The sequence below is a fragment of the Anaerocolumna chitinilytica genome (genome assembly GCF_014218355.1).
Classification (GTDB): Bacteria; Bacillota; Clostridia; order Lachnospirales; family Lachnospiraceae; genus Anaerocolumna; species Anaerocolumna chitinilytica.
Genome location: NZ_AP023368.1, coordinates 249,767 through 275,435 on the forward strand (window position 1 = coordinate 249,767; position 25,669 = coordinate 275,435).

Here is a 25,669-nt window from a genome sequence, read left to right on the forward strand (position 1 = left end):
TCCCCGCCAACTATAGTATAGTGAACTTAGATAAATCTTTACAAAGGAGTTACAACTATGAAATTAAATCCTGATAATGCGATTCCTTTATACCTGCAACTAAAGGAAGAAATTAAAAATGCTATTAAAACAGGTGAATTGCATTATGGAGAAAAGATTCCTACCGAGACAGAAATCAGCGAACAATATAACGTAAGCCGTATTACGGTGCGCCGTGCTATAGAAGAACTTTCAAGAGAAGGATTTTTATCAAAAAAACAGGGTAAAGGTACTTTTGTGCAGGAACACAAAATACAGCGCAAAATTGAACATTTGCTTAGCTTTAGTGAAGCTTGTGAAGCAAATGGTATGAACCCTACCAGTATAGTTACAAAAAAAGAAATCATCCATTTGACACCGGAAGACGCTAAAGCTATGAATGAAGAACCTGGCAGCCCTGCCATCTTTCTGCAGCGTATCCGTCTGGCAGATGGTTCTCCTATCATGTGTGAGAATAATCTTTTTCCATATCCGCGTTTTTCCTTTCTTTTAAACGAAGCTTTAGACGGTTCTTTATATCGCTTATTGGAAGAAAAACATGGAATACATGTCTCCATTTCCACTAATTCTTATATCGATGTAGTCAAAGCAAATGGAGATATTGCTAAAAAATTGCAGGTATCCGGCGGAGAGCCTCTTTTTTATCTGTACTGCCAGATGTATGATTCCAGAAAGGAACTTGTACATATCGGTAAGCAATATATTATCAGTGAGCGTTATCGGTTCTATCTGGAAGATTATACGAAAGCATGATTATCTTTTGATTCTTAAATGAAAAAAGGAATAAAGAAAGCTGATGTAACGTTGCTTTCTTTATTCCTTTTTTGCTTCATTTCTATCATCATAGGTATTATAGATACTATCTCATAGCATTATATAGCCGGTTCCTTCGTTGCACCCGGCTCTCTTAGTAATTCTTCCACTGGGTCAGCTATAGGTTTCTCTATTGGCGCTTTGACCGGGTCTTTTACACTAAGCAAGATGAGGACAAAGCCTAGGGCAGTTACAATGGTTCCGACTAAGAGCATCTTTCCTACTCCAAAGGTATCGAGAAGTCTTCCGCCGGTCAGATTGGCCAGAGTTCCGGCAATTCCGATGTTGGCAACACCTAACATGGATTGTCCTTTTACACGGTTCTCCCTTTCAATCAGGTCATTTACATAGTAAATGGATGCCGGTGTGAACAAGGCAAAGGAAATTAATTGAAAGGACATGGATAGATGGACAAGGGCGACATTGGTTGCAAGGAGGGTAATCAGGGCTTTTATGGTAAAGAAAAATGCAGAGATCTTAATTAAGCTGCTGCCTTTTATCTTTCTTACAATTAATATAAATAATGCCATGGTAGGCAGCTCAAGAGCTGCCGAGATGGAAAGGGATACGCCCATGTCCGAGCTGTTTCCGCCTACATTTTCCATGATATTAATTAAAAAGGTGTTAATCAATATGTGAGAATAGAATAGCATGGCTATACCGCAAAGCATTACCATAAATGTTTTATGATTTAGAAAGAAGGTAAGAAGATTACTGGATTCTTCTTTTGCCTCAGCTTCCTGGATTCCATAAAGGGCCTTTTGCTCCTCTGAAAGGCTTGGAAGCTTTTCTCGAAAGAGAAAGGTTGATAAGATTACAAGGAGATAGCACAACAGGAATACAGGGAGTATAGCATCTGCTCCGAATCGATTCACCAGGAAGCCCAGAAAAATAGACATAACAGCAAAGGCAATGGAACCCATTCCTCTTCCAAGGCCATAATTCATGGGAACGCCTTGATTCATGTATTCCATGGCAAGGGAGTTAAATAAAGGATTCAAGGTATATTCAATGGCATTAATTAAGATATAGATTATGGTAATTAATAAAAAGGAGTTAGGGAGCAGATAGAGCAATACTCCAAGTCCCATTACAATAAACATAAGCACCAGCATCATATAGCGCAGTGTGATCTTCTTTGATTTGTCAGCAAAGGAGGCTACAAGGGGCTGTAACAGCATGGACAAAATAGCGGCAAAGGATAGGATAAAACCTATCTGGGTGTTTTCAAAATCCTTGGCATGAAGATATACGGCGGCAAAACTATTTATTGCACACTGACTGATCCAGTAACTGGACTGGATAAAACCGAACTTAAGTGTAAGCCTCTTGGCGATGGTTTCCATGATTACCTCGTTTGTTAGAATAATGACCTTGATAAAGCGTTCTGCACCTGTACAAATCACCTAAATTCTCAGTAATTTGCATTGTTAGATGCAGAACGCTGTTTATATGGTTTATAGAAGGAATATGTTATGTAGTTTTAAAATATAAAAAGTTCTTAAAGACTAGACCAAAGCTCCTTCCAGGCGTAAAAGGTGCTCTTTTATGGGAAGACCGCCTCCGTAACCTACGAGCTTTCCATCTGCACCGATTACCCGGTGGCAGGGAATGATAAGGGAGATGGGATTCCTGTTATTTGCCATACCAACGGCACGGCAGGCTTTGGGATTGCCGGCTCTTACAGCAAGTTCTTTATAGCTTATCGTCTGCCCGTAAGGGATTGTCAGAAGGGCGTTCCATACTCGCTCCTGAAAGGGAGTTCCTTTGGGGGCTAAGGGCAGGTTAAAGCTTGTCCGTGTGCCTGCCAGATAGGAGAGAATCTGGTCTTTGGTTTCTGCTAGCAGGGGTGTAAGGCTTCCTTCTTCCTTATAGGCCTCTGGATCATCCTCCTGAGCAAATAAAAGATGTGAAACTGCTCCATCCCTTTCTGCGATATAAAGCCGTCCTATTACAGTGTCAAAAACAATGGAATTAATCATCAACTTCACCAGCCCTTCCATCTTTTTTAAAATGGTCTATAAGCCATCTGGCGACTCCGTCTTCTGTGTTTTTCTGTATTATGTAGGTGGCAGCTGCTTTCACTTCGTCTTTGGCATTGGCAACTGCGCAGGTAATGTCGCTGGCTTTGAACATGGGCAAGTCATTAAGATTGTCGCCAAAGCAGATGACTCTGTCATAGCCGCAGGTTTCTCTTAAGCCCATTACAGCGTTGTATTTGGTGGCTTTATTGCTGAATACCTCAAGGAACCACATACCTTCCTTGTTATAATTGTCCTGATAAAAAGCAGTGGAGACGCCGGGCAGGTTCTTATATATCTCGTAAGCCGGAAGCAGTAGTTCCATTTTGTCAATCATGGCAAAATAGATACTATGTTCACTGGCAGCATCTATAAGATCCTCCTTCTGAATAAATGTTTTATTGAATTTGACCTTCCGCTCGGTGTAATATTCCAGCATGCCGCTATTTGTCAGATTCTCATAATAGGTGGTCAGAGAATTGTCTTTAATCTGGTATAAAAAACCGGTCAAATGAAATTGCTTGGCAGTACGAAGAATGAAGGAAACCGTTTTCTCCGGGAGGTATAGGGTATTTAAATATTCCTTTTGTTTCATATCATAGCGGATAACGCCGTTCATTAAAACTACGGGAACAGAGAGGTTTAGCGGGGCCAGAATCTTTGATACCGTAGCTGCGGTCCTGGCTGTTGCTACCGTAAAGTGCATACCCTTTTCTATTAAAGTATTAATAGTTTCTATGGTGTAAGGATTAAGTTCAGCCTGACTGTTAAGAAGCGTTCCATCTAAATCTGAGATGTACAGAGTTTTCATTATCTTCCTCTTTCTAAGAGCATTAACAGCTTAAACAGGCGGCATCGGTGTAAACGTGTATACACCTAATACCGTCAGAAAATTGTACTGTAATAAGTATACTAAAGCTTCTGTGAAACGTCAAATTAATTTCTGGGCTTGGTATACCGGAATACAGTTCCTTTTATACCACGTTGCCAAAGTTTAAAGAAGAGCAATCCAAGGATACAGAAGAATACTCCTGAAAACATAGGCATTATGATATTCACCTCCGCCAGCCTGCCATAGATTAGATTCGTAGTGATACCTACACCATCAATAATAATAGCATTAATACTAAGTTCTGTTGCGCGGTTTGAAGTTATAACCTGACGGTTCTGCAGTTCTGTCTGTAACGGCTGGAACAGGCTGAAACTGATTCGAAGTAATAGGATAGAGACCACGGATAACCAGGGGCTATTTGTTAATCCAAGAAGCAGGCAGGCCGTGGCTGCAGCAGTATATAAAAGGACTGCGAACTTTTGTATCCCTAATTTACGAGTCAGTCCGTCAGAGAAAACTCCCAGCAAGCCAGCCAGTGTAACTAGGATGTAGATATAGCCAATAGCAGTATTGGATAAGCCATTCTTTACATATTGCAGCTGGTTTAAGAATACTGTTATGGTCTGATGGGTCTCATTTAGCAGTGCGACGGCGGCCAAAAACAGCAGAAGATGCTTGGTTTTCACAATGCGCTTTAACAGAGCAAGAAATTCTGACACCCCCGGCCTAACCTCACTTTCTCCCTTTACCTCAACCAGCAGAAGGGTAAGAGCTGCTGCTAATCCATAACTGCAGACAGTTAAGAAACCCGCCAGTCTGTAGTTGTCTTTTATAAATAGTGAAAACACGACCGAGGCTATAAGCAGTCCTGTAGTCTGTATATAATTATAGATACCAAAGACCTTCTGAGATTGGTCTTTTTTGCAGGATAGATATAAAATACTGCTATCGACACCGGAAACACCGGATATTACGATACTGAGCAGGATTCTTTCAGTCAAAAATCCTCCGAAACCATCTGCTTTCCAGAAAACAATTTTTGATATGAAATACAGCATAAAGCAGAATACCATGGTCTTTTTGTAACCTATCCGGTCTGCCACTATGCCCCAGGGGAGTTCAAAGAGCAGGCAAAGGGCAAGAGAAATACTTTCAATCAGGGTTATCTGAAAGATGTTGATACCGGCAGCCTGACGATATAAAGTAGCAATTGGCCCATAGAATACCATGCCCTGCAAAAAGGCGATGGCATACATGAGCCAGATGTTTCGATATGGCTTCATATGAGAGATCCTTTCTAATTTTAAGCATCAAAATAAAGCTGTCAGATACAGCGTAAAATTCTTTATTTTGATACTTAGATCGGATGATTCATAGAAGACCTCTTTCTTATTACAATAATACGTCCAGTATAGCATTTTTCTTAAGCAAATAAAAGCAGAATAAATTTCAGATATTGCTTTACAGCAAGGTGAATATAACAAAATTCACCATGTTTACTTGCATTTTTAAAGCGTTCCATATAAAATGAAAGAAAGTATGGAAAGATGCGTACGGACACGCGGATGGGAGAAACGTGGAAAAGATTATTATTGAAGAAAAACAGACGAAAGCAGTGAGGTGCTTTTTTCGTTCTTTCGCTCTTCTTTTTCTGGCAGTCACTCTGTGGGTGACAGGGTTAAGGGAGAGGGTTATGGTACTTAGCTTATTAGGCTTTATAACAGCCGTGGTCTTTGGCATCCGGTGTATTATGAATCTTATGAAAGCTTCCCAGAAAAAACCTCTGATTACGATAACCTTTGATAGTATTATCGACAGTTCCTCCAAAAATTCCATAGGCAGATTATCCTACCAGGACATTGACAGGTTTTGCATTGCAAAGGAAGATAATGCCATTGGAATAATACCAAGGGATGAAGACTCCTTTATAAAGAAGCTCTCACCCATAAAGCAGCAAAAAGCAATTGATAATAAGAATTACGACAAACCGGCGTTTTTGCTCTATGTAGGGAATGCCAAGGATATGTCTTTAGAAGATATCTATACCCTTTTGAAAAAACGTTTGGATGATTACCGGAGCTTATACGATTAGCAGGAAAATGCAAAGATATTTTCCTGCACATGACAGAAAGGCAGGACATACGCGGCATGAAGAAGAAATATCTATTGTTTGACTTAGACGGAACCCTAACCAATCCCCAGGAAGGGATTACTAAATCGTTGCAGTATGCGCTTCATCATGTAGGGATAGAAGTGGAAGATCTGAACACGTTAAACAGGCATATAGGACCCCCTTTAATAGATGGCTTGAAAGAATTCTGGAATCTGAATGAGGAAGAGATAAAGGAAGCTACTGTCCGCTATAGGGAGTATTTTAAAGAGAAAGGAATCTTCATGAATTTGAAGTATGAAGGAATGGATTCCTTTCTGGAAGCCTTGGTAAAGGAAGGTGAAATCTTAATACTTGCAACCTCCAAGCCGGAGAAATTTGCAAGAGAGATTATGGAACACTTCCATCTGGAAGGTTATTTTACGGATATTTGCGGTGCCACATTAGATGATACCAGAAGAAAAAAAGGCGACATCATAGCTTATGCTCTGGAGAAGAACGGTATCAGCGACAAAGAGCAGGCAGTTATGATAGGTGACAGGTACCACGACATAGAAGGAGCGAAGGAGAACGGCATAAGTTCCATCGGGGTATTGTATGGGTTTGGAAACAAAGAAGAATTAACAGAGGCAGGAGCAGATGCCATTGTTAAGGATTTGAAGGAATTGAAAGAATTATTGCTCGGCTAGGCGAAGAGAAAGCGTGTAAAAAGAGTAGGAGAAAATTCGGAAAGAAAGGATGCCACTATAATTCTCTTACTCAGTGAAAAAGATTTCACGTTAAGGTACGGTGGCAATACCGCAGGATATCTGCGATATAAGGTATAACAGTATGAGATTTATTTCTTGGAATGTAAATGGATTAAGAGCTTGCCTTGGGAAAGGATTTGAGGATTTTTTCAAAGAACAGGATGCAGACTTTTTCTGTCTTCAGGAGACGAAAATGGAGAAAGAACAGTGGGAGCATTCTTTTGATGGGTATTATGAGTTCTGGAACAGCGCTGTAAAGAAAGGATACTCCGGAACTGCCATATTTGCCAAGAGGGAACCCCTTGCAGTGACCTATGATCTGGGGATTGAAAAGCATGACCAGGAAGGCCGTGTCATTACACTGGAATATGATGATTTTTATTTGGTGAATGTCTATACTCCCAATTCTAAGCGGGAACTTGCAAGACTTGATTACCGTATGGAATGGGAAGATGATTTCAGAGCCTATTTAAAGGAGCTGGATAAGAAAAAACCGGTTATCCTTTGTGGGGACTTAAATGTTGCCCATAAGGAAATTGATTTAAAAAATCCCAAGACCAATACCATGAACGCAGGCTTTACCAAGGAAGAAAGAAATAAGATGACGGAGCTTTTAGAGAATGGGTTTGTGGATTCCTTCCGCTACCTGTATCCGGATGATACGGACCGTTATACCTGGTGGTCCTATATGTTCCGAGCCAGAGAGAAGAACGCAGGCTGGCGTATTGACTATTTTATTGTATCAGAAGTCCTAAAGGATAAGATTAGAGACAGTATTATTCACAAGGATACTCTGGGCAGCGACCATTGTCCGGTAGAATTGGATATTGAATTATAAATCAATCATTTTTTATGAAAATAAATTAGAATAATTTCATATATTGTTATAGTGATATCCTTGGGATATATGTTGGAAAAGAAGTCTTTCGCATATATCAGGGAAAGGAGTTGTTATGACAATACATATCGTGAGCCCAAATGAAACCATCCAGTCAATTGCAGAATATTATGGAATTACAGAAGATAAGCTTATAGAGGATAATGGACTTGACAGCGCAGATAAATTAATTGTAGGCCAATCCTTGGTTATTGTTAAACCGGAAATAACTTATACAGTGAAAGAGGGAGACACCTTAAGGGATATAGCCGATGCTTTTCAGGTATCACTTATAGAATTATTAGCCAATAATCCCTATCTTTCGGAACGAGAATTCCTATATCCGGGGGATATCCTTGTTATTCGATATGAGAAGAGAGGGACCATCACAACACATGGTAATACTGTTCCTAACATTGACAAAACTACACTTAGAAAAACCCTGCCATATCTGACCTACATCTCTGTCTTGAACTACACGGCTGCAAAGGATGGGGGTATTATATCATACTATGATGATTCAGAAATAGTGCAAATAGCAAAAGCGTATGGCGTAGCTCCGCTAATGTTGTTAACTACCCTTACAATACAAGGAGAAGCTAATATCATTGCGGATTTTGAAGTGCTTTTGAACGAAGAGTTCCAAAGGAAGCAGATAGATAACATTCTGGTTATATTGAAGGAAAAAGGTTACTTTGGCCTGAACCTCTCTCTTCAATATATTAGCTTATCCAATATCCAACTGTATGAAAGCTATTTTGCCAATGTCACCAACAGGTTGAACAGTGAGGGTTTCCAAGTATTTGTTACAATTAACCCTAATATAAATGAATCAAGCAATGAAGTAAGTTTCCAAAAAGTAGATTACTCCATCATAAATAGATTAGCTCAAAATATTATATTTTCAAGTTATGAATGGGCATTTAATATCAATCCCCCTTCACCTATTACATCTATTAATAAAACAGAAATGTTTTTGAATTATGTTTTAAACTATATACCACCTGATAAAATAATTATTGGTATAGCGACCTTGGGCTATGATTGGGAACTGCCTTATGTGGCTGGCATATCTAATGTAAATGTTATTTCTTTTGATAATGTAAATGATTTGGCAAGTAATAATAAGGTAGGTATTCATTATGATGACCTGTCACAAACTCCTTATTTTACGTATACTACGAATAACCAAATCAATCATGCAGTATGGTTTATCAACGCCCAAACCATTAATGCAACACTGGAGTTGGTGTCAAAGTATCATTTAAAAGGAATAAGTGTATGGAATATTACTGTTTATAATCCTCAGTTGTGGCTGATTATAAATGCGGAATATGCGATAGAAAAAGTGCTATAGAAAGGACCGCGCATGAAGTTTGCGCAGGATTAAGAAATCTATGAAAATATATGATATATCCCAGGAAGTATTTACGAGTGTTGTGTTTCCCGGGGATGAAAAACCCTCCTTTGTCAGGAACAGCTCTATGGAAAAAGGAGATGTCTGTAACGTTACGATACTGACCATGTGTGCTCACAACGGTACTCATATGGATGCACCTTTTCATTTTGTCAGAGAAGGCAAGACGATAGAAGAGCTGGATCTTTATCACTGTGTGGGAGATTGTACATTAAAAGCTTTCGAGAAACAGCCAACGGCAGAAGAGTTAAACGAGGTATTAAAACACAGCCGGAAAAAGGTTATCTTAAAAGGCCCCGTTACCATCACGATGGAGCTTGCTAAGTGCATTCTTGAATATAATCTGGAGCTTATCGGAGTGGAGAGCCAGAGTGTTGCACCCATGGAGGCACCCAGAGAAGTTCATGTAGAGCTATTAGAGAAAGAAGTAGTTCTGCTGGAGGGACTCAAACTGGATGAAGTAGAAGAAGGCGAATATTTTCTCGTTGCTGCTCCCCTTAAGCTAGGCGGCAGTGACGGTGCGCCTGTAAGAGCAATCTTATTGGATAAGTAAAGTGAAAAGGAAAGATTAATCAATAAGTGGCTGTGAGACTCTTGCACAATCATAAAGCAGGATTAAAATGGACAGGCTGATAGTATGGCAGGACTTTCTGGCACCAATGAAAGTCTGCTGAAGATATCATGGTTGAAATGCGGATAATACAGCAGATAAGTGATTAATTACAGGAGGATAAAAAGTGGATACCATGGAATTTATTGTTGAAACATTAAAGGAGCTTGTTAATATACCAAGTCCCTCAGGGTATACAAAGGAAGTAATGAAATATGTTGAAAAGAAAGCATTAGAATTTCATTATCAATGTGAATACAGCAAGAAGGGCGGTTTAATCATATCAGTTCCCGGTCAGGAGGAGGATACGCTTGGGTTATCTGCACATGTGGATACGTTAGGAGCTATGGTACGTTCTATTTCCTCTAATGGTCTTCTAAGATTCACCCTGGTAGGTGGGTTTACTCTTCAAAGCGTTGAAGGAAGCTATTGCAAGATACATACCAGAGAAGGTAAGACGTATACAGGAACAATTCTGTCCAAGAGTCCGTCCGTCCACACCTATGATGATGCAAGGACCTTGGAGAGAAGTGAAAAGAATATGGAGATAAGGATTGATGAACAGGTAAAAAGCAAGGAAGATGTACTTGCACTTGGTATTAATACAGGTGACTATGTCAGCTTTGATCCTAATTTTGAATACACAAATTCAGGCTTTATCAAATCCAGGCATTTGGATGACAAAGCTTCTGTAGCCGTTCTGCTTGGACTTTTAAAGGATATGCACGAGGAAGAGGTTGTTCCAAGAAAGAATTTAAAACTTGTAATCAGTAACTATGAAGAGGTTGGTTTTGGTGCAAGCTGGCTTCCGTCCGACATCAGCGAATTCATTGCAGTGGATATGGGAGCCTTGGGTGAGGATTTAAATGGCAGTGAATATGCCGTATCCATCTGTGCTAAGGATTCTGCAGGTCCGTATGATTACGAATTGACTACAAAGTTAATTAACCTTGCAAACCGTTTCGGCATTGATTTTGCCGTTGATATCTTTCCACATTATGGTTCTGATGTATCCGCAGCTCTCAGAGGTGGAAATAACATCAGAGGCGCTTTAATAGGACAAGGAGTTCATGCTTCTCATGGAATGGAGCGGACACATATTAAGGGCTTGGAAAACACTTTAAAACTTTTGGAGAAGTTTATAATCGAAAAATAGAGTTTTCCTGAACGCTTATGATAGAGTTGATTACACTTCCCATTTGATTAATATCGACAACGCCATAACCCCAGTCTGGATTCGGGTAGGACTCATTCGGCCTTCTGGTTGCACTCTGGGTAATAATTTTCTTTAACAGGGCATTGCTCATTTGAGGAAAGTTGCCGTTAGTAATGCCCCATTCCAGCAAAAGAGCCAGTACACCTGCTATATAGGAGGAGGACACACTGGTGCCGGTTACCCGGATGAATTGATTATTTAGATATGGGCTGAGGACATTAACGCCGGGGGCGGTAATATCTGGTTTAGGCATATTAGTTATAGTATTTCCCTTACTGGCATAATAGTAGAGAGTATTGTTGGCAGGATTGTAGGCGGTTGCACATATCAGACTTACGTTATTTCCGGGAGCGACTATGGTGGTATTGTTATTTGGCTCTACAAATGTTGTCCCGTATGTTAAAAAGTTGTGGATGGGCAGCCAGAAATGAAAACGCATAGGCAGGTCACCTTTGATACCATATACATAGAAATGCCATTGTCCCGGAATTGGTTTGTTGAATCTTAAAACAATAAACTGCTCAGTGGAATAGGGTTCCTTTATCTGGCTGTCTGCAATAATAGTCATATTCTCAAGGGAATAGAGAATGCTGTTATTGGTGGTAGGGGGTATCCTGGTAATAAAACCTCCGTCGGGAGTATATACATCAATCCAGAACCAGTTCGGAGCAGTTCCCCAGAACTGCATAGTAAAGCCATAGGTATTTTCAGCGATATTTAACACTACATCGTCAAAAGAAGCCGGCGGTTTAATATTGCCATAGTAATGACTTCCCCGGTTGCCTTCATTACCTGCTGATACGACAACAGCTCTTCCTTTTATTTCACTCACTGTTGCCAATAATCTGCTTAAGAAACGATTCCCTGTATGGTCACTTTGGCTGGTACCAACACCCAAACAGATAACAAGTGGTTTATTTACGGACAAAGCTAACTCATGGAGGTAGATAACGCCGCTGATAATATCATTTTCCTGGAAACAAATGGAATCCGGAGGAATAGAAAAAAAGCTCTTTATATATTCCTTTGCCGGCTTTAATTTTACCACAGCGAAGGTAACATTGTCAGCGACACCGGAAAAACCATATTCAGCGTTCTTTGATCCGCCGGAGACGCCGGCTAGTATGGTGCCATGGCCGATTACATCCATGCTTGGTACTATTTCCAGAGGATTTACTGATTTTAAAGCTTTGTTAATGGTCTCATTATTATATTCCGTTCCATAGAGAAACCTGGTAGGATTATTTTGATTTTCGATACTTTGGTCCCAAATAGACAGAATTCTGCTGGTGCCATCCTCTTTTAAAAAGGCTTTATTTCTGTAATCAATTCCGGTATCGATAAATCCAATCAGGACATCTTTGCCGGTATAACCATCATCTGCCTTGAATGAAACTGGAAGGTTTTTCAGATTATAATCATAAGAATCAGGATTTGAGGTTAACAGACCAAAGCAAGCCGGAATACTGCTGAAGCCAAATCTATGAATGCTGTCAAAGGTCATATTCTCAACCGGAATATGAATAACTGACAGATTATTAAAATTCAGGCTTACAGAAGCATCAGGATAGGCATTTAAGATGGCAGCACGGGCATCATCGTTGGTAATAAAATCAGCATATTTTTCGCTTACTATTTTAAACCGTTCAGCTTCGGTCATATGGCTACCTCTAAGAACTATTTATTCTATTTATATGAATAAAGCAGAGAGAACGGAACTAAAAAATTGAAACTTAATGAATTGATTTCTTTTTATATTTCTTTCCGGCAACTTCGATGCTTCCGATGGTAACCAAAGCATCATTGTCAAAAGAATGTACAATATTCTTGATTTTTGCAATTTCCAGACGGGAAACCACTACATAGATTACATTGGTAGAAAGTCTTGAGAAACCTCCCTGGCCATTTAAAAGGGTAACACCTCTTCCTAATCTGTCTATAATCGCAGAAGTGATGTCTTCGTTTCTATCGGATACTATCATAACTGCCTTCGATTCGTCCAGTCCTTCCACTACAATATCAATCATCTTAAAAGCTATAAAATATGCTACAAGTGAATACATAGCCCTGTCCCAGCCATAGATAAAGCCAGCACCGCTAAGGATAAAGAAGTTAAAGAACATTACAATCTGGCCGATGGAGAAGCTGACCTTCTTGTCCAGAATAATTGCTACAATTTCTGTACCGTCTAAAGAACCGCCTGCACGGATAATCAGACCTACGCCGGTTCCGTTAATAATGCCGCCAAATATTGCAGCCAGAAAAATATCATGGGTAACACCCGGTATCGGATGAAGGATAGAAACGCCGATGGAAAGGCAGATTACTGCAAAGGCAGTGGAGAGTACAAAGGTTTTTCCTATTTGCTTATAGCCGATAAGAAAGAAGGGGAAGTTAAGTGCAAAGGTAAAGAGACCCAGAGGAAGACCGGACAGGTAGCTGCTGATAATTGATAAGCCTATGATACCGCCGTCAATGATATTATTTGGTATTAAGAAAATTTCAAGCCCAATGGAGGAGAAACAGGCACCGGTTATAATCATTAAAATCCGAAAGACCGTCGACAGGTAGTTGTGTTTGTTTTGAATCATCCATTATCCTCCCAAAATACACGTTTATTTTTATTTTAGCATAGGGAAAATGGCATGACAAGAAAAAGGTGATAGAAAATAATGACATGTATATAGGGGGGGTAATGGGGGCGTAATGGGGGCGTACGATGACACGGAGGTTTGCTTCTGAATTTTGTTCTCAAGAACCCTTATTCCACTATAGCGCCAGAAGCTGCTACCGGAAGGTAGAACAGTGCCAAACTCGCGGTGAAGTAATTGGTTGTGTGTATTCTTTGACGCTCAAACAGTGGCACTGTTTTACCTGGTAACATCTTCTGCCGCTTAAGTGTCATAAGGGACCTTTCGAGACAAAATTCAAAAGCAAACCTCCGTGTCATCTGTTCAATCATTGTTTTTCCTAAAGTAATGCAATTACATAGATAATATTAGTAGAAGGTTTTAGGGGAACCTTGACATCTGAAGAAGTAAAGATAGCAGATGAATACTTGTGATATTATAGCGGATGAATAATTGTGATTATAGTATCAGATGAATAATTGTGATTATGATAGCAGATGAATACTTGTGATTATAATAGCAGATGAATACTTGTGATTATAATAGCAGATGAATACTTTTTGATTAAAATAGCAGATGAAATCTTGGGAAGCTAGAAAAGAGGCTGTTGGTGTTCATAGAGATACTTATTAGCAGCCGTATATACTTTCACATGGAGTATTATCTTTTCGTATTTTTCGTAGTCTATGTCCCAGAAGTAGTTTTCTGAAGTACGAAGTATTGTACCTTTCTTTTCATCAGTAAAAGCTGCTTCAGAGATGAGATTGCCGTTGGGGGCGTTTAATGATAGATGAATGATATTGTCATTATTAGAAAAATAAGTATGATAGAAAAGGTACATGGATTTTAAGTCTTTTATTAAGATACATTGGTCTATGTGTATTATGTTCTTCCCATCAGCTTTCTTGTGCTTACCCTTTAAGATAAGGTTGTGCTTCGTGACTTCCTTCAGAGATACGTCAGATGGTAAGGTATTATCTAAGCCCAGTTTTTTTACTGCACTTTTTGTTAGGGAGTAGTCTTCAAAATTACGAGGTGCCTCAAAAGCAGAGGCGATGCTATAGGTTAGACTTTCTCCGTTTCCTTTATTATATCCGTGAGCAACGGTTAATCTTTTTAAACAACTATAGTTGGTTGCTATAGAGATAGTGGCAAGCAGTAGAAGAGCTAGACTTACTATCATAGGCATTCTTTTTTTCATGATTCTCTCCTTTTAGGTAGAATGAAAGGAAATAATTACCATTAGTGTAAATTAATATTATTATGTAAAGGAAAAAAAGTAAAGGTTTTATTCAGGTAATTCAAACTAATTTTCTTTGGAAATACAGATGTGTTATAATTGGTAAAAGAAAAATACAAATAAAATTCATGGAAACCTGCAGTTCAAATAAACGAAAGACGATAGATGGAGATAGGAATGAGCAGAATATTAATTGTAGAAGATAATAAGGATGTTAATTTTATGCTTGCTGAGACCTTGTCGGAAGCTGGATATGAGGTATGCCCGGCATATACGGGTATTGAGGGAGTACAAAAGATGAAGGAGGAAGAGTTCGAGCTTATCCTGCTTGATATTATGCTTCCCTACAAAAGTGGTGATATGGTATTACAGGAGATACGAGCCTTTTCCGATGTGCCGGTTATTATTATATCAGCGAAGGATATGGTACATACGAAGATTGATCTGCTGAGGTTGGGAGCGGATGATTACATAACAAAACCATTTGATCTGGGTGAAGTATCAGCAAGAGTTGAGACACTGCTTAGACGAATCCATCGGCAAAAAGATAAAGAACAGAGATATGAATTCAAAGAACTTTCTTTGGATAGCAATGGGAAACATTTCTATGTGAAGGGTCAGGAAGTAGAGCTGACTGCCAAGGAATATCTTATTATGGAGCTTTTCCTTAAGAATCAGGACAAAGTATTTACCAGAGCGAAACTATATGAAACAATCTGGGAGGAAGAGTATCTTGGAGATGATAATACGATAAAAACGCATATCAGTAATTTAAGAAATAAAATAAAACATGCAGATACAGCAAAGGAGTACATAGAGACTGTCTGGGGGCTCGGATACCGGTTAAATAAAAAATAAGTGCAAGTTATTTTATCTCTTTCTTATCGATAGCCTTTCTTTTCTTAACCTTTTCTAAACCTTTATCGGATAAACTAATGCTAGAAAGGATGTGTGAGGATATGAAAGAAAAAGAATATGTATTAAGAGCAAAAAATCTCTCAAAAAGCTACCGTGGCAGTAAAGTTTTACAGCAGGTATCAATCGATCTGGAGCCCGGCAAAATATATGGCTTGATTGGGCAAAATGGCGCCGGTAAGACAACATTAATGCGCTTGATAACCGGTATTGCTTTTCCGGAGGAGGGAATGATAGAACTCTTTGGTCAGAAGGGGGGAAGCCTTCTGGAAGAGAGAAAACGAATAGGGGCAATGATTGAGTATCCAAGTATAATTCCCTATATGAGCGCCGGGGAAAATATTCGCTATTATCAAACTTTGCGGGGAATCCCGGGTACCGGATTAGAAGAAGAATTACTGAAAATTGTAGGGTTAAGGGATACGGGCGAAAAGCCTGCCAGAAATTTTTCTCTTGGTATGAAGCAGCGGCTGGGCATTGCTATTGCTTTAATCGGTAATCCGGACTTTTTAATACTGGATGAGCCTATCAATGGGCTTGACCCTCTTGGGGTAATTGAAATCAGGGAATTAGTCCGAAGGTTGTGTGAGGAACGTCTTATGACGGTCCTGATCTCAAGCCATAATCTGCCGGAGCTCTACCAAACCGCCACGGACTACATTATTATCCATAAAGGAAAGCTTTTAAGGACAATAACACATATGGAACTGGAGGAAAACTGTAAACATCATATTCTAATAGAATGTCTGGAGCCGGAAAGGCTGGCACAGGTCCTAGAAATGCGGCTGCATACGAACCAGTATAAAGTTATGCCCGATAAATCAGTACGATTATACGATTATCTGGATGAGAAGGTTACGGTAGCAAAGGTATTATTCGAAGAAGGAGTCGTTGTTACGAACTTTTCAGTTCAGGGAGATACCCTGGAGGATTACTTTATATCACTGGTTGGAGGAAAAGAAAATGATTAACATGATCTATGCGGATATCTATAAGATGTTGAAGTCAACTACTGCTAAAGTGTTATTAGCGATAACGGTTTTATCCTCCATCATAATGGCGGTACTGGGAAATGCCATTGCAGAAGGCAGACTTGGTGCCGGTTTTAGCGGAATTACCTTTCTTTTATCTGATGTAAATGTAATGAGTATTCTGGGAGGTGTAGCAGCAGGTACCTTTATCTGCGGTGACTTTGAAAACAAGACGATACACCAGGCAATTGCCTGCGGATGCAGCAGGGGGAAGATTGTTATCAGTAAGGCAGTTGCATTTTTTTGCGGCGTAGTTATTATGCTGCTTCCTTATGCGGCGGTCACGGGAATAGCTTTAGGGCTTAACAGGAATTTTAACTTAGGAAAAGATGCTTTGGGGTTTTTGTATTTGCTTGCTAATGATTCTAACACGGTGATTAATGGGACAGATCTATTAAAGCTTGCGGCAGTGATGGCGGTTCTAATAATGATCCTGACAGCGCAGCTTAGCGTATGCCTGCCTCTGGCACTCTTTATTAAGAAACCGGTGCTGGTAGTAGGAATATATTATGCCATTTCTATACTCAGTTCACAATTGCTTATACTTGCCAGAAATTCCAAAGTGTTTGATAAGATATATTCACTTACTCCTTTTGGCGGGAAATATTTATTTATGACCTTAAAGACAGAAGCTGGAAGCCTTTGTAAAGCACTGATTGTCAGTCTGATGTTTATAGTGATTATAATTGGAATTTCGATATGGATGTTTCGTAAAGCAGAAATCAAATAGGCAACAAATACAGTAAGAAGGTAAGGACGGGGGAAATCAAAAGAATGGAGATATTAGTAATAATACTTGTAATAATCATTGCTATTCTGACTATTTATATCCTTCTTCTGGGGCGTCAGTTTAAAAGCATCAACAAGCAGCTGGAGAATCGGTTGATAAAACACACTAAACAACCGGTTAGTGTGGAATTTATTCATCGTCAGTTGGAGCACATGGTCGTTAATATTAACAATTGCCTGAAGGCGGAGGAAATCCTCCGCCTTAACGGCATTCGGGAGGAAAAGAACTTTAAGGAATTAATAGCAAATATCTCCCACGACTTGCGAACACCACTGACTGCTATCAAAGGATATCTGCAACTGCTTCACAAGGATGAACTCTTAATTGACCAGCAGATGAAATTAGATGTTGCCGTAAAATATGCGGGAGAAATGGAACAGCTTATTTCCCGCTTTTTTGAGTACTCTTATCTTCTTACTGCAGAAAATGAACTTACATTGGAGAAAATAAATCTGACCAACCTGGTAACCGAATGCCTTGCAGAAGCAGTTCCGGCCTTTGAGGAACAGCATCTGCTGCTGTGTTATGAGGAACCTAAGGCAATCTTTATCCGCGGAGATAAGGAGAGTCTGCTGCGCATTATAAGAAATCTGATACGTAATTGCAATCAGCATGGTAAAATAAGCGTAGAAGTATCTCTGTCTGCAGTAGATAAACAGGCAGTCCTTGCTTTTTGTAATTATATTGATGGAAATTTAGAACTTGATCCCAGCAGAGTCTTTGAGCGTTTTTATACTGCAGATAAAGCTAGAGGAAGTCAGAGCGGACTAGGGTTATCCATCGTGAAAATCCTGACGGAGCGAATGGGAGGTAATGTCAGTGCGGCGTTGGAACAGAATAAACTTACACTTCGTATAAAGCTTCCCCTTTTAGAGAATGGAGAAAAAGAGTAAAATAATAATTGTGATTTTCAAATAAAAATGGTATTGCATTTTTGAGTTATAAGTGTTATAACAGTTATAGAACAATAGAACATTTAAAGAAAACGGAATAACCTTAAGTACCAATTACCCAATATCTAATGAGGATTGGGGGCTTATGAAGGGGGTAATCATATGAATATCAGTAAATTTACTCAGAATTCAATTCAAGTAACACAAAATTGTGAAAAGCTTGCTATGGACTATGGCCATCAGGAAATTGATGAAGAGCATCTTCTCTACAGTCTTCTTGTAATTGAAGACAGCCTAATCGGCAAACTTTTAAAGAAGATGGAAATTGTCGTCGAAGTATTCACCGCTCAAGTAGAAGGGCTTTTGAAGAAACGGCCCAAGGTATCTGGAGGGCAGCTTTATATCAGCAATGATTTAAATAAGGTTTTGATTTATGCAGAGGATGAGGCAAAACGGATGGGAGACGAGTATGTCTCGGTAGAGCACCTTTTCCTAAGCCTGTTGAAGCAGCCAAGTACAGAATTAAAAGAGCTTTTTAAGACCTTTGGAATTACGAGAGAAAGTTTCTTAAAGGCTCTCCAGTCTGTGAGAGGGAATCAAAAGGTAACAAACGATAACCCGGAAGCGACATATGATACCTTGGAGAAGTACGGCCAGGACCTGGTGGAAAGAGCCAGAGAGCAGAAGTTAGACCCGGTTATTGGCAGAGATGCAGAGATTCGTAATCTTATCCGTATTCTTTCCCGTAAGACGAAGAACAATCCGGTGCTTATTGGAGAGCCCGGAGTAGGTAAGACCGCAGTAGTTGAGGGACTTGCCCAGAGAATTGTCAGAGGGGATGTTCCGGATGCTTTAAAGAACAAAAAGGTATTTGCCCTTGATATGGGAGCATTGGTAGCCGGTGCGAAGTACCGGGGGGAATTCGAAGAGAGATTAAAAGCGGTTCTGGAAGAGGTCCGAAACAGTGACGGGGAAATCATCCTATTCATTGATGAGCTTCACACAATTGTCGGTGCAGGCAAGACAGAAGGGGCTATGGATGCCGGCAATATGTTAAAACCCATGTTAGCCAGAGGAGAACTTCACTGCATCGGTGCCACTACATTAAATGAATACCGTATGTATATTGAAAAGGATGCCGCTCTTGAGAGACGTTTCCAGCCTGTAATGGTTGAGGAACCGACAGTGGAAGATACCATCTCCATCTTAAGAGGCTTAAAGGACCGTTATGAAGTCTTTCACGGAGTAAAGATTACCGACAGCGCTTTGGTTTCTGCGGCAGTTTTATCAAACCGCTATATCTCCGACCGTTTTCTGCCGGATAAGGCAATCGATTTGGTGGACGAAGCCTGTGCATTGATTAAGACAGAGCTGGATTCCATGCCCACGGAATTAGATGACATCAGCAGACATGTAATGCAGCTTGAGATAGAGGAAGCAGCCCTTAAGAAAGAAACGGACAGATTAAGCCAGGAGAGACTTGAGAATCTTAGAAAAGAGCTGGCAGAGACAAAAGAGCTCTTTATTGCCGGTAAGGCCAGGTGGGATAATGAAAAGTCTTCGGTAGAAAGAGTACAGAAATTAAGAGAAGAGTTGGAAAGTCTGAATAATGAAATAGAAATCGCTGAAAGAAATTATGACCTTAATAAGGCAGCGGAATTAAAATACGGCAGACTGCCCCAGATAACAAAACAGCTGGAAGCGGAAGAAGAAAAGGTAAGAAGTGAAGAGCATACCCTTGTTCATGAGAATGTCAGTGAAGAAGAAATTGCGAAAATTGTATCCCGTTGGACAGGAATTCCCGTTGCGAAATTAACGGAGAGTGAGAGAGCAAAGACCCTGCATCTTGATGTGGAACTTCATAAGAGAGTAATGGGACAAGATGAAGCAGTTAAGCTGGTGTCCGATGCCATTCTCCGCTCCAAGGCAGGTATAAAAGATCCCACAAAACCCATTGGTTCCTTCTTATTCCTTGGACCTACCGGTGTGGGTAAGACTGAGCTTGCCAAGGCTCTTGCCGCCTCCCTTTTTGACAATGAGCAGAACATGGTCCGCATTGATATGAGCGAATACATGGAGAAATATTCTGTATCCAGACTTATCGGAGCGCCTCCGGGATATGTAGGATATGAAGAAGGCGGACAGCTTACGGAAGCAGTCAGAAGAAAGCCTTATTCCGTGGTTCTCTTTGATGAGATTGAGAAAGCCCATCCGGATGTCTTTAATGTCCTGCTGCAGGTACTGGATGACGGACGTATTACGGATTCACAGGGCAGAACAGTGGATTTTAAGAATACGATTCTTATAATGACTTCTAATATCGGCTCTGCTTATCTGTTAGACGGGATTGATGAAGCCGGCAATATCATGGCAGGCTGTAAAGATTTGGTCATGAATGATTTAAGAAATCATTTCCGTCCGGAATTTTTAAATCGTCTCGATGAGATGATCCTCTTTAAACCGCTGACTCCTGGTGATATCAGAGGAATTATAGACCTGTTGATAGCAGAGCTTAATGAAAGACTTTCTGATAGGGAGATTACCATAGAACTGACAGAGGAAGCTAAGAGATTTGTAGTGAAGGAAGCCTACGACCCGGTATATGGAGCAAGACCTTTAAAACGTTACCTTCAGAAGAATGTAGAGACCTTAAGTGCAAGATTGATTCTAAGTGATGAGGTAGAAACACAGGATACGATAGTAATTGAAGTAAAAGACGGCCTACTATCCGGCAGCATACGCAGAAGCAGATAAAGAAATGCTCTTTTTGTAGGAGATACTGCATATATTTAAGAAGTATCTGTCAGGAAGTATATTATGGAATTTTACAAAAGTATAAACGATTATGGGGAAAGATAAATTGCAGTTCTCATTCTCCATTAAATGGTATATGTTAGGGCGAATTGCAGACTGATTAGAACAGTCTGCAAAGCGGACTTGCGGCAGGCCTATAGAATAGTATATAATACCCGTAGATAATATGGTCAGGAATAAGTGTTCATAAACCGGAGCCGGGGGGATTAAAAGTGACTAACTTAGAGAAATTACTATCCGTTATAAAAGGAAAGCATGTCTATATTCAGACCCATAACTACCCCGACCAGGATGCACTTGCCTCTGCTTTTGGACTATCCGCCCTGTTAAAGGGAATGGGAAAGGACTCGACGATCTGTTACAGCGGGCAGATTGATAAACTGAATACTCAGATGATGGTCGAGTTAATCTCGATTCCTGTCTGTAAAGGAGAGGCTCTTCCTATGACAGAGAGAGATGAAATCCTTCTCGTAGATTCCCAGGAAGGAAATATGAACGTAAAGAAATTTCCAGGGAAGATTATAGCCTGCATTGACCATCACCCCATACAGAACACAGAGAATTATCTTTTTTATGATATTCGAAGTGATATTGGCTCATGTTCCTCCATAATAGGGAATTACTTTCTTGAAAATGGAATAGAGCCAGAAGAGCCGGTTGCTACGGCTCTTGCTTACGGAATCAAGATGGACACAGCGAATCTGACAAGAAATGTATCCGAAATGGATGTTGAAATATTCTACTATCTTTTTGATAAAGTAGAGCAGGAGAAATTAAATGAACTAGAAGGCAGTTCCTTGAGAAAAGAAGACCTGAATGCTTACAAAGAAGCCATTACCAATCTAAAGATCTACGGCAGGCTTGGTATTGTCAGAATAGGCAATGATTACTCTGAGGCCATCCTTGGCAGTATTTCGGATTTCTTACTGTCCTTATCAGAGCTTGATATAACAGTGGTGTATGCCTACCGTGTAGGCGGTCTTAAATTCTCCGTCCGCAGTCAGACGGCATTAGTGGATGCAGGTAAAGCTATAAAGTCTGCTCTACGCGGAATAGGAGACGGAGGAGGCCATGCGGTAATGGCAGCCGGCTTTATACCGGAGCTTTATGGGGAGACAGTGATAGCCGATATGTCAGCTCTGGTGGAGCAAAGGCTCATTTTGTATGTACAAAAGAAACTAGTTGACACATAAGAAACCCTGTGTTATACTACATGCGGTACATTTATCTGGATTAAGCATCTAGAGCAAAAGAATAGTTACGGAATATAGCTAATATGTGATATAAAGCTCTCTGTCCTAAAAGACCAAGAGCTTTTTTTATGGGTTTAAGCTCCTTTTATTTAATGAATCTCTTTTTGCAGATGCTTACAGCGGTAATAATTTTTTATGGGGACTAAGACTGGTAATTTTCGGAATACTACCAATATACAGTTTTTGGGAAAAAGTAACAAGGCCGCAGCAAGGTAAAGAATTCAAGACTAGAAAGGGTAATATATTTATGCAGACAGTTAAATTTGAAGAATTAGGAATTAGTGAGCAGATTTTAAAGGCTATTGTAGAAATGGGCTTTGAAGAAGCCTCTCCTATCCAGGCCAATGCCATACCGGTTATGCTGGAGGGAAAGGATATTGTAGGTCAGGCACAGACCGGTACAGGTAAGACAGCAGCTTTTGGAATACCGCTGTTAGAAACCATTGACCCCAAGAGTAAACATTTACAGGCAGTGGTTTTAAGCCCTACCAGAGAGTTGGCTATACAGATAGCAGATGAAATCAGAAAACTTGCTACTTTTATGCATGGGATAAAAGTTCTTCCTATATATGGTGGACAGGATATTACAAAGCAGATTCGTTCCTTAAAGGCCGGAACCCAGATTGTTATCGGTACACCGGGTCGTGTAATGGACCACATGAGAAGAAAGACAGTTAAGTTTGATGAAGTAAAGCTTGTTGTCCTGGATGAAGCAGATGAGATGTTAAACATGGGATTCCGTGAGGACATCGAGACAATTTTAAAGGATACACCGGAAGAAAGACAGACGGTTTTATTCTCTGCAACCATGCCAAAGCCTATTATGGACATTGCAAAGACCTACCAGAAAGATGCTCAGATTATCAAGGTGGTAAAAAAGGAACTTACGGTTCCGAAGATTGAACAGTATTATTATGAAGTTAAGCCTAAGAACAAGGACGAAGTGCTTTGCAGGCTGATTGATATGTATGATCCCAAACTCTCTCTGGTATTTTGCAATACCAAGAAGCAGGTGGATGAACTGGTATCTGTGCTCCAGGGAAGAGGATATTTTGCAGAAGGACTTCACGGTGATTTGAAGCAGCAGCAGCGTGACCGTGTAATGCACAGCTTCCGTAATGGTAAGACAGAGATTCTGGTTGCAACAGACGTAGCTGCCAGAGGAATTGATGTAGACGATGTAGAAGCTGTATTTAACTATGATGTGCCTCAGGATGACGAGTATTATGTACACCGTATCGGAAGAACCGGAAGAGCAGGAAGAACCGGCAGAGCTTTTACTCTTATCGTAGGAAAAGAAGTATACAAGTTAAAGGATATCCAGAGATATTGCAAGACTAAGATTTTAGCGCAGCCTATACCATCCATAAACGATGTTACTGCTGTAAAAGCTGAAAAAATCTTAGACCGTGTTCAAAAAATCATTGCAGATGAAGATTTAACGAAGATGATAGAAATCATTGAAGAGAGAGTTAATGCAGAGGATTGTACAGCACTTGATATTGCAGCTGCTTTCTTAAAGATGTCAATGGGTGATGAGAATGAACAGATTGAAGAGAAAGCATCCTTTGAAGACTATGGAGATACAGGAGCAGAAGCCGGAATGGTAAGACTCTTTATCAACATAGGAAAGAAGCAGAATACAAGGCCGGGAGACATTCTGGGGGCAATTGCCGGAGAGACCGGAATGCCTGGTAAATTAATCGGTTCTATTGATATGTATGATAAATACACCTTCGTTGAGGTTCCGAGAGAATATGCCGGAGATGTTATCCAGGTAATGAAAGATGCTAAGATTAAAGGCAAGAGCATTAACATAGAGCCAGCTAATAAAAAGTAATAAATGAATAGAATGTGAAAGGGAAGAGATTGTCCACATAAATATGGATAATCTCTTCTTTTTTGATGTGGTATCTCTTAAGAGCTTATGGGTAATAATGAGAAAAGATATTAGGGGTTTCATATAGAGTTATTGTGGTATATTGCAGCTATTGAAGATAGCAGGGGAGAATAGGACAACGGAAGATTAGTATATTGTATGCATTATAAATGCACTATAAAACAACTATATAATGTGCATAAAAAGCATTATAAAGACTTGTAATTGCTTTTTGCTATGTTATAATTAGCCTATGAAATTCCTGACAACATGAGAAAGGATAGGAAAGTACGATGTTTATAAATGAAGTAAAAGAAAATCTTATAAAGCAGATAATTCCTTTTTGGAAAGGTCTGAAAGACGAAACCTACGGCGGTTTTTACGGCTTTTATGATTTTGATCTGAATTTGCACAAAGATGCAATAAAAGGAGTTATCTTAAACAGCAGAATATTATGGTTCTTCTCCAATGCTTATATGACAATTGACGACAAAGAATGCTTGGAGCATGCACACTATGCGTACCATTTTCTGAAAGACCATTGTCTGGATAAGGAGTATGGCGGTGTCTACTGGTCCCTTACTTTTGAGGGAAAACCGGAGGATACAATAAAGCATACTTATAATCAAGCCTTTGCTATTTATGCATTGTCTTCATATTATAATGCTACAGGAGATAAGGAAGCCTTGGAGATCGCTTATGGCATCTACAATCTGATTGAAACAAAGTGCAAAGACGCAATTGGTTACTTAGAGGCCTTTGACAGGACTTTTGAACCGGTAGATAATGAGAAATTATCCGAGAATGGGCTTATGGCAAGCAAGACGATGAACACGCTTCTTCATGTATTTGAAGCATATACAGAGCTTTATCGTGTGGACCATAAGAAGGAAGTAGGAGACCGGTTAAAATGGATAATGGACCAGTTTGCAGATGTTCTTTATAATAAGGAAAGAAGAATTCTCGAGGTATTCTTTGATGAGAATATGAAGACGCTATCAGACCTGAATTCCTACGGACATGACATTGAGGCCTCCTGGCTGATTGACAGAGGCTGTGAGGTACTGGAGGATGAAGAATATACCAGGAAAATGTTCGAAGTGACAGAGAACTTAAGACAGCATATATTAGAAGCCGGATATGACGGCATTTCATTGAACAATGAGTGCTTTAAGGGAGAAGTAGACACAACCAAGGTCTGGTGGGTGGAAGCGGAAGCTCTTCTTGGCTTTTTAAACGGCTATCAGCTTAACAAAGAAAGAGAAGATTATCTGGAAGCGGCAAAGAGCCTTTGGAATTTCATTAAAGAATACGTAATTGATAAAAGAGCAGGTTCTGAGTGGTTCTATGACCTTAATAAAGAAGGACAGCCGGTTAACAGGCGTGAGATCGTGGGACCTTGGAAATGCCCTTATCACAATGGAAGAATGTGCTTTGAAGTCATAAAGCGCGGTATTGACTGGTAAAGAAACTAAAATGTCATAAATGGAAAGTCTAGAGCGGAAGGTTATTACCTGTGCTTAAGAAAAAAAGAGGCCAG

General features: G+C 39.9%; 22 protein-coding genes. 15 read left to right on the top strand and 7 right to left on the bottom strand.

Translation table 11 applies throughout. The features are described 5' to 3' along the window. Positions 1–57: 57 nt before the first annotated feature. Complete coding sequence (locus bsdcttw_RS01115; protein WP_185257624.1) at positions 58–792, top strand: GntR family transcriptional regulator; 735 nt, start codon at positions 58–60, stop codon at positions 790–792. A 119-nt stretch (positions 793–911) separates the two neighbouring features. Here the strand turns inward: bsdcttw_RS01115 and bsdcttw_RS01120 are convergent, their stop codons facing one another. The 4 genes from bsdcttw_RS01120 to bsdcttw_RS01135 form a co-directional block, all read right to left on the bottom strand. Then, on the bottom strand, positions 912–2,258 hold the full coding sequence (locus bsdcttw_RS01120; protein ID WP_185257625.1) for an MFS transporter: 1,347 nt from the start codon (positions 2,256–2,258) through the stop codon (positions 912–914). 102 nt (positions 2,259–2,360) lie between these two features. After that, complete coding sequence (locus bsdcttw_RS01125; protein WP_185259646.1) at positions 2,361–2,834, bottom strand: methylated-DNA--[protein]-cysteine S-methyltransferase; 474 nt, start codon at positions 2,832–2,834, stop codon at positions 2,361–2,363. Then, positions 2,827–3,684 carry a Cof-type HAD-IIB family hydrolase gene (locus tag bsdcttw_RS01130; protein WP_185257626.1) on the bottom strand — a complete coding sequence of 286 codons (858 nt, stop codon included), beginning with the start codon at positions 3,682–3,684 and terminating at the stop codon, positions 2,827–2,829. The genes bsdcttw_RS01125 and bsdcttw_RS01130 overlap by 8 nt, the downstream gene beginning before the upstream one ends. A gap of 125 nt (positions 3,685–3,809) precedes the next feature. Continuing rightward, positions 3,810–4,988, bottom strand: coding sequence for an MFS transporter (locus bsdcttw_RS01135; protein WP_185257627.1), 1,179 nt, complete (start codon positions 4,986–4,988; stop codon positions 3,810–3,812). A 293-nt stretch (positions 4,989–5,281) separates the two neighbouring features. On the opposite strand from bsdcttw_RS01135, the gene bsdcttw_RS01140 reads away from it, so the two are divergent. From bsdcttw_RS01140 to bsdcttw_RS01165, 6 genes are all read left to right on the top strand, one after another. Next, positions 5,282–5,797, top strand: a complete 516-nt coding sequence (locus bsdcttw_RS01140) for an STM3941 family protein (protein WP_185257628.1) — start codon at positions 5,282–5,284, stop codon at positions 5,795–5,797. A gap of 56 nt (positions 5,798–5,853) precedes the next feature. Then, entirely contained in the window at positions 5,854–6,504 is a 651-nt protein-coding gene (locus tag bsdcttw_RS01145; protein ID WP_185257629.1) for an HAD family hydrolase, read from the top strand. A 142-nt stretch (positions 6,505–6,646) separates the two neighbouring features. Then, the gene (locus tag bsdcttw_RS01150; RefSeq protein WP_185257630.1) at positions 6,647–7,402 is read left to right on the top strand and encodes an exodeoxyribonuclease III; all 756 of its coding nucleotides are present in this window, start codon (positions 6,647–6,649) and stop codon (positions 7,400–7,402) included. Positions 7,403–7,517: 115 nt separating this feature from the next. Continuing rightward, on the top strand, positions 7,518–8,798 hold the full coding sequence (locus bsdcttw_RS01155; RefSeq protein ID WP_185257631.1) for a LysM peptidoglycan-binding domain-containing protein: 1,281 nt from the start codon (positions 7,518–7,520) through the stop codon (positions 8,796–8,798). 40 nt (positions 8,799–8,838) lie between these two features. After that, positions 8,839–9,411, top strand: a complete 573-nt coding sequence (locus tag bsdcttw_RS01160; protein ID WP_185257632.1) for a cyclase family protein — start codon at positions 8,839–8,841, stop codon at positions 9,409–9,411. A gap of 184 nt (positions 9,412–9,595) precedes the next feature. Continuing rightward, positions 9,596–10,624, top strand: a complete 1,029-nt coding sequence (locus bsdcttw_RS01165; protein WP_185257633.1) for a M42 family metallopeptidase — start codon at positions 9,596–9,598, stop codon at positions 10,622–10,624. Here bsdcttw_RS01165 and bsdcttw_RS01170 read toward each other — a convergent pair. The 3 genes from bsdcttw_RS01170 to bsdcttw_RS01180 all read right to left on the bottom strand — a co-directional run bounded on the left by bsdcttw_RS01170 (position 10,608) and on the right by bsdcttw_RS01180 (position 14,515). Continuing rightward, complete coding sequence (locus bsdcttw_RS01170) at positions 10,608–12,344, bottom strand: S8 family peptidase (protein WP_185257634.1); 1,737 nt, start codon at positions 12,342–12,344, stop codon at positions 10,608–10,610. The genes bsdcttw_RS01165 and bsdcttw_RS01170 overlap by 17 nt on opposite strands. Before the next feature lie 73 nt (positions 12,345–12,417). After that, positions 12,418–13,275, bottom strand: a complete 858-nt coding sequence (locus bsdcttw_RS01175; protein ID WP_185257635.1) for a YitT family protein — start codon at positions 13,273–13,275, stop codon at positions 12,418–12,420. A gap of 631 nt (positions 13,276–13,906) precedes the next feature. Further along, complete coding sequence (locus bsdcttw_RS01180; RefSeq protein ID WP_185257636.1) at positions 13,907–14,515, bottom strand: hypothetical protein; 609 nt, start codon at positions 14,513–14,515, stop codon at positions 13,907–13,909. A 216-nt stretch (positions 14,516–14,731) separates the two neighbouring features. Between bsdcttw_RS01180 and bsdcttw_RS01185 the strand changes: the two genes are divergently transcribed. The 8 genes from bsdcttw_RS01185 (at position 14,732) to bsdcttw_RS01220 (ending at position 25,595) form a co-directional block, all read left to right on the top strand. Further along, positions 14,732–15,412: a response regulator transcription factor gene (locus bsdcttw_RS01185; protein WP_185257637.1), complete on the top strand. Its 681-nt coding sequence runs from the start codon at positions 14,732–14,734 to the stop codon at positions 15,410–15,412. Positions 15,413–15,513: 101 nt separating this feature from the next. Continuing rightward, positions 15,514–16,440, top strand: coding sequence for an ATP-binding cassette domain-containing protein (locus bsdcttw_RS01190; protein WP_185257638.1), 927 nt, complete (start codon positions 15,514–15,516; stop codon positions 16,438–16,440). Continuing rightward, positions 16,433–17,230: an ABC transporter permease gene (locus bsdcttw_RS01195; protein ID WP_185257639.1), complete on the top strand. Its 798-nt coding sequence runs from the start codon at positions 16,433–16,435 to the stop codon at positions 17,228–17,230. The genes bsdcttw_RS01190 and bsdcttw_RS01195 overlap by 8 nt, the downstream gene beginning before the upstream one ends. Before the next feature lie 44 nt (positions 17,231–17,274). After that, a complete protein-coding gene (locus tag bsdcttw_RS01200; protein WP_185257640.1) occupies positions 17,275–18,183 on the top strand; it encodes a sensor histidine kinase in 909 nt (302 codons plus the stop codon). A 162-nt stretch (positions 18,184–18,345) separates the two neighbouring features. Next, positions 18,346–20,937 carry an ATP-dependent chaperone ClpB gene (clpB, locus tag bsdcttw_RS01205; RefSeq protein ID WP_185257641.1) on the top strand — a complete coding sequence of 864 codons (2,592 nt, stop codon included), beginning with the start codon at positions 18,346–18,348 and terminating at the stop codon, positions 20,935–20,937. Between the two features lie 272 nt (positions 20,938–21,209). Then, positions 21,210–22,190: a DHH family phosphoesterase gene (locus tag bsdcttw_RS01210; RefSeq protein WP_185257642.1), complete on the top strand. Its 981-nt coding sequence runs from the start codon at positions 21,210–21,212 to the stop codon at positions 22,188–22,190. A 307-nt stretch (positions 22,191–22,497) separates the two neighbouring features. Further along, positions 22,498–24,090 (top strand): DEAD/DEAH box helicase, encoded by a 1,593-nt coding sequence (locus tag bsdcttw_RS01215; RefSeq protein WP_185257643.1) that lies wholly within the window; start codon positions 22,498–22,500, stop codon positions 24,088–24,090. Positions 24,091–24,422: 332 nt separating this feature from the next. Next, entirely contained in the window at positions 24,423–25,595 is a 1,173-nt protein-coding gene (locus bsdcttw_RS01220) for an AGE family epimerase/isomerase (RefSeq protein ID WP_185257644.1), read from the top strand. Positions 25,596–25,669 lie beyond the last annotated feature (74 nt).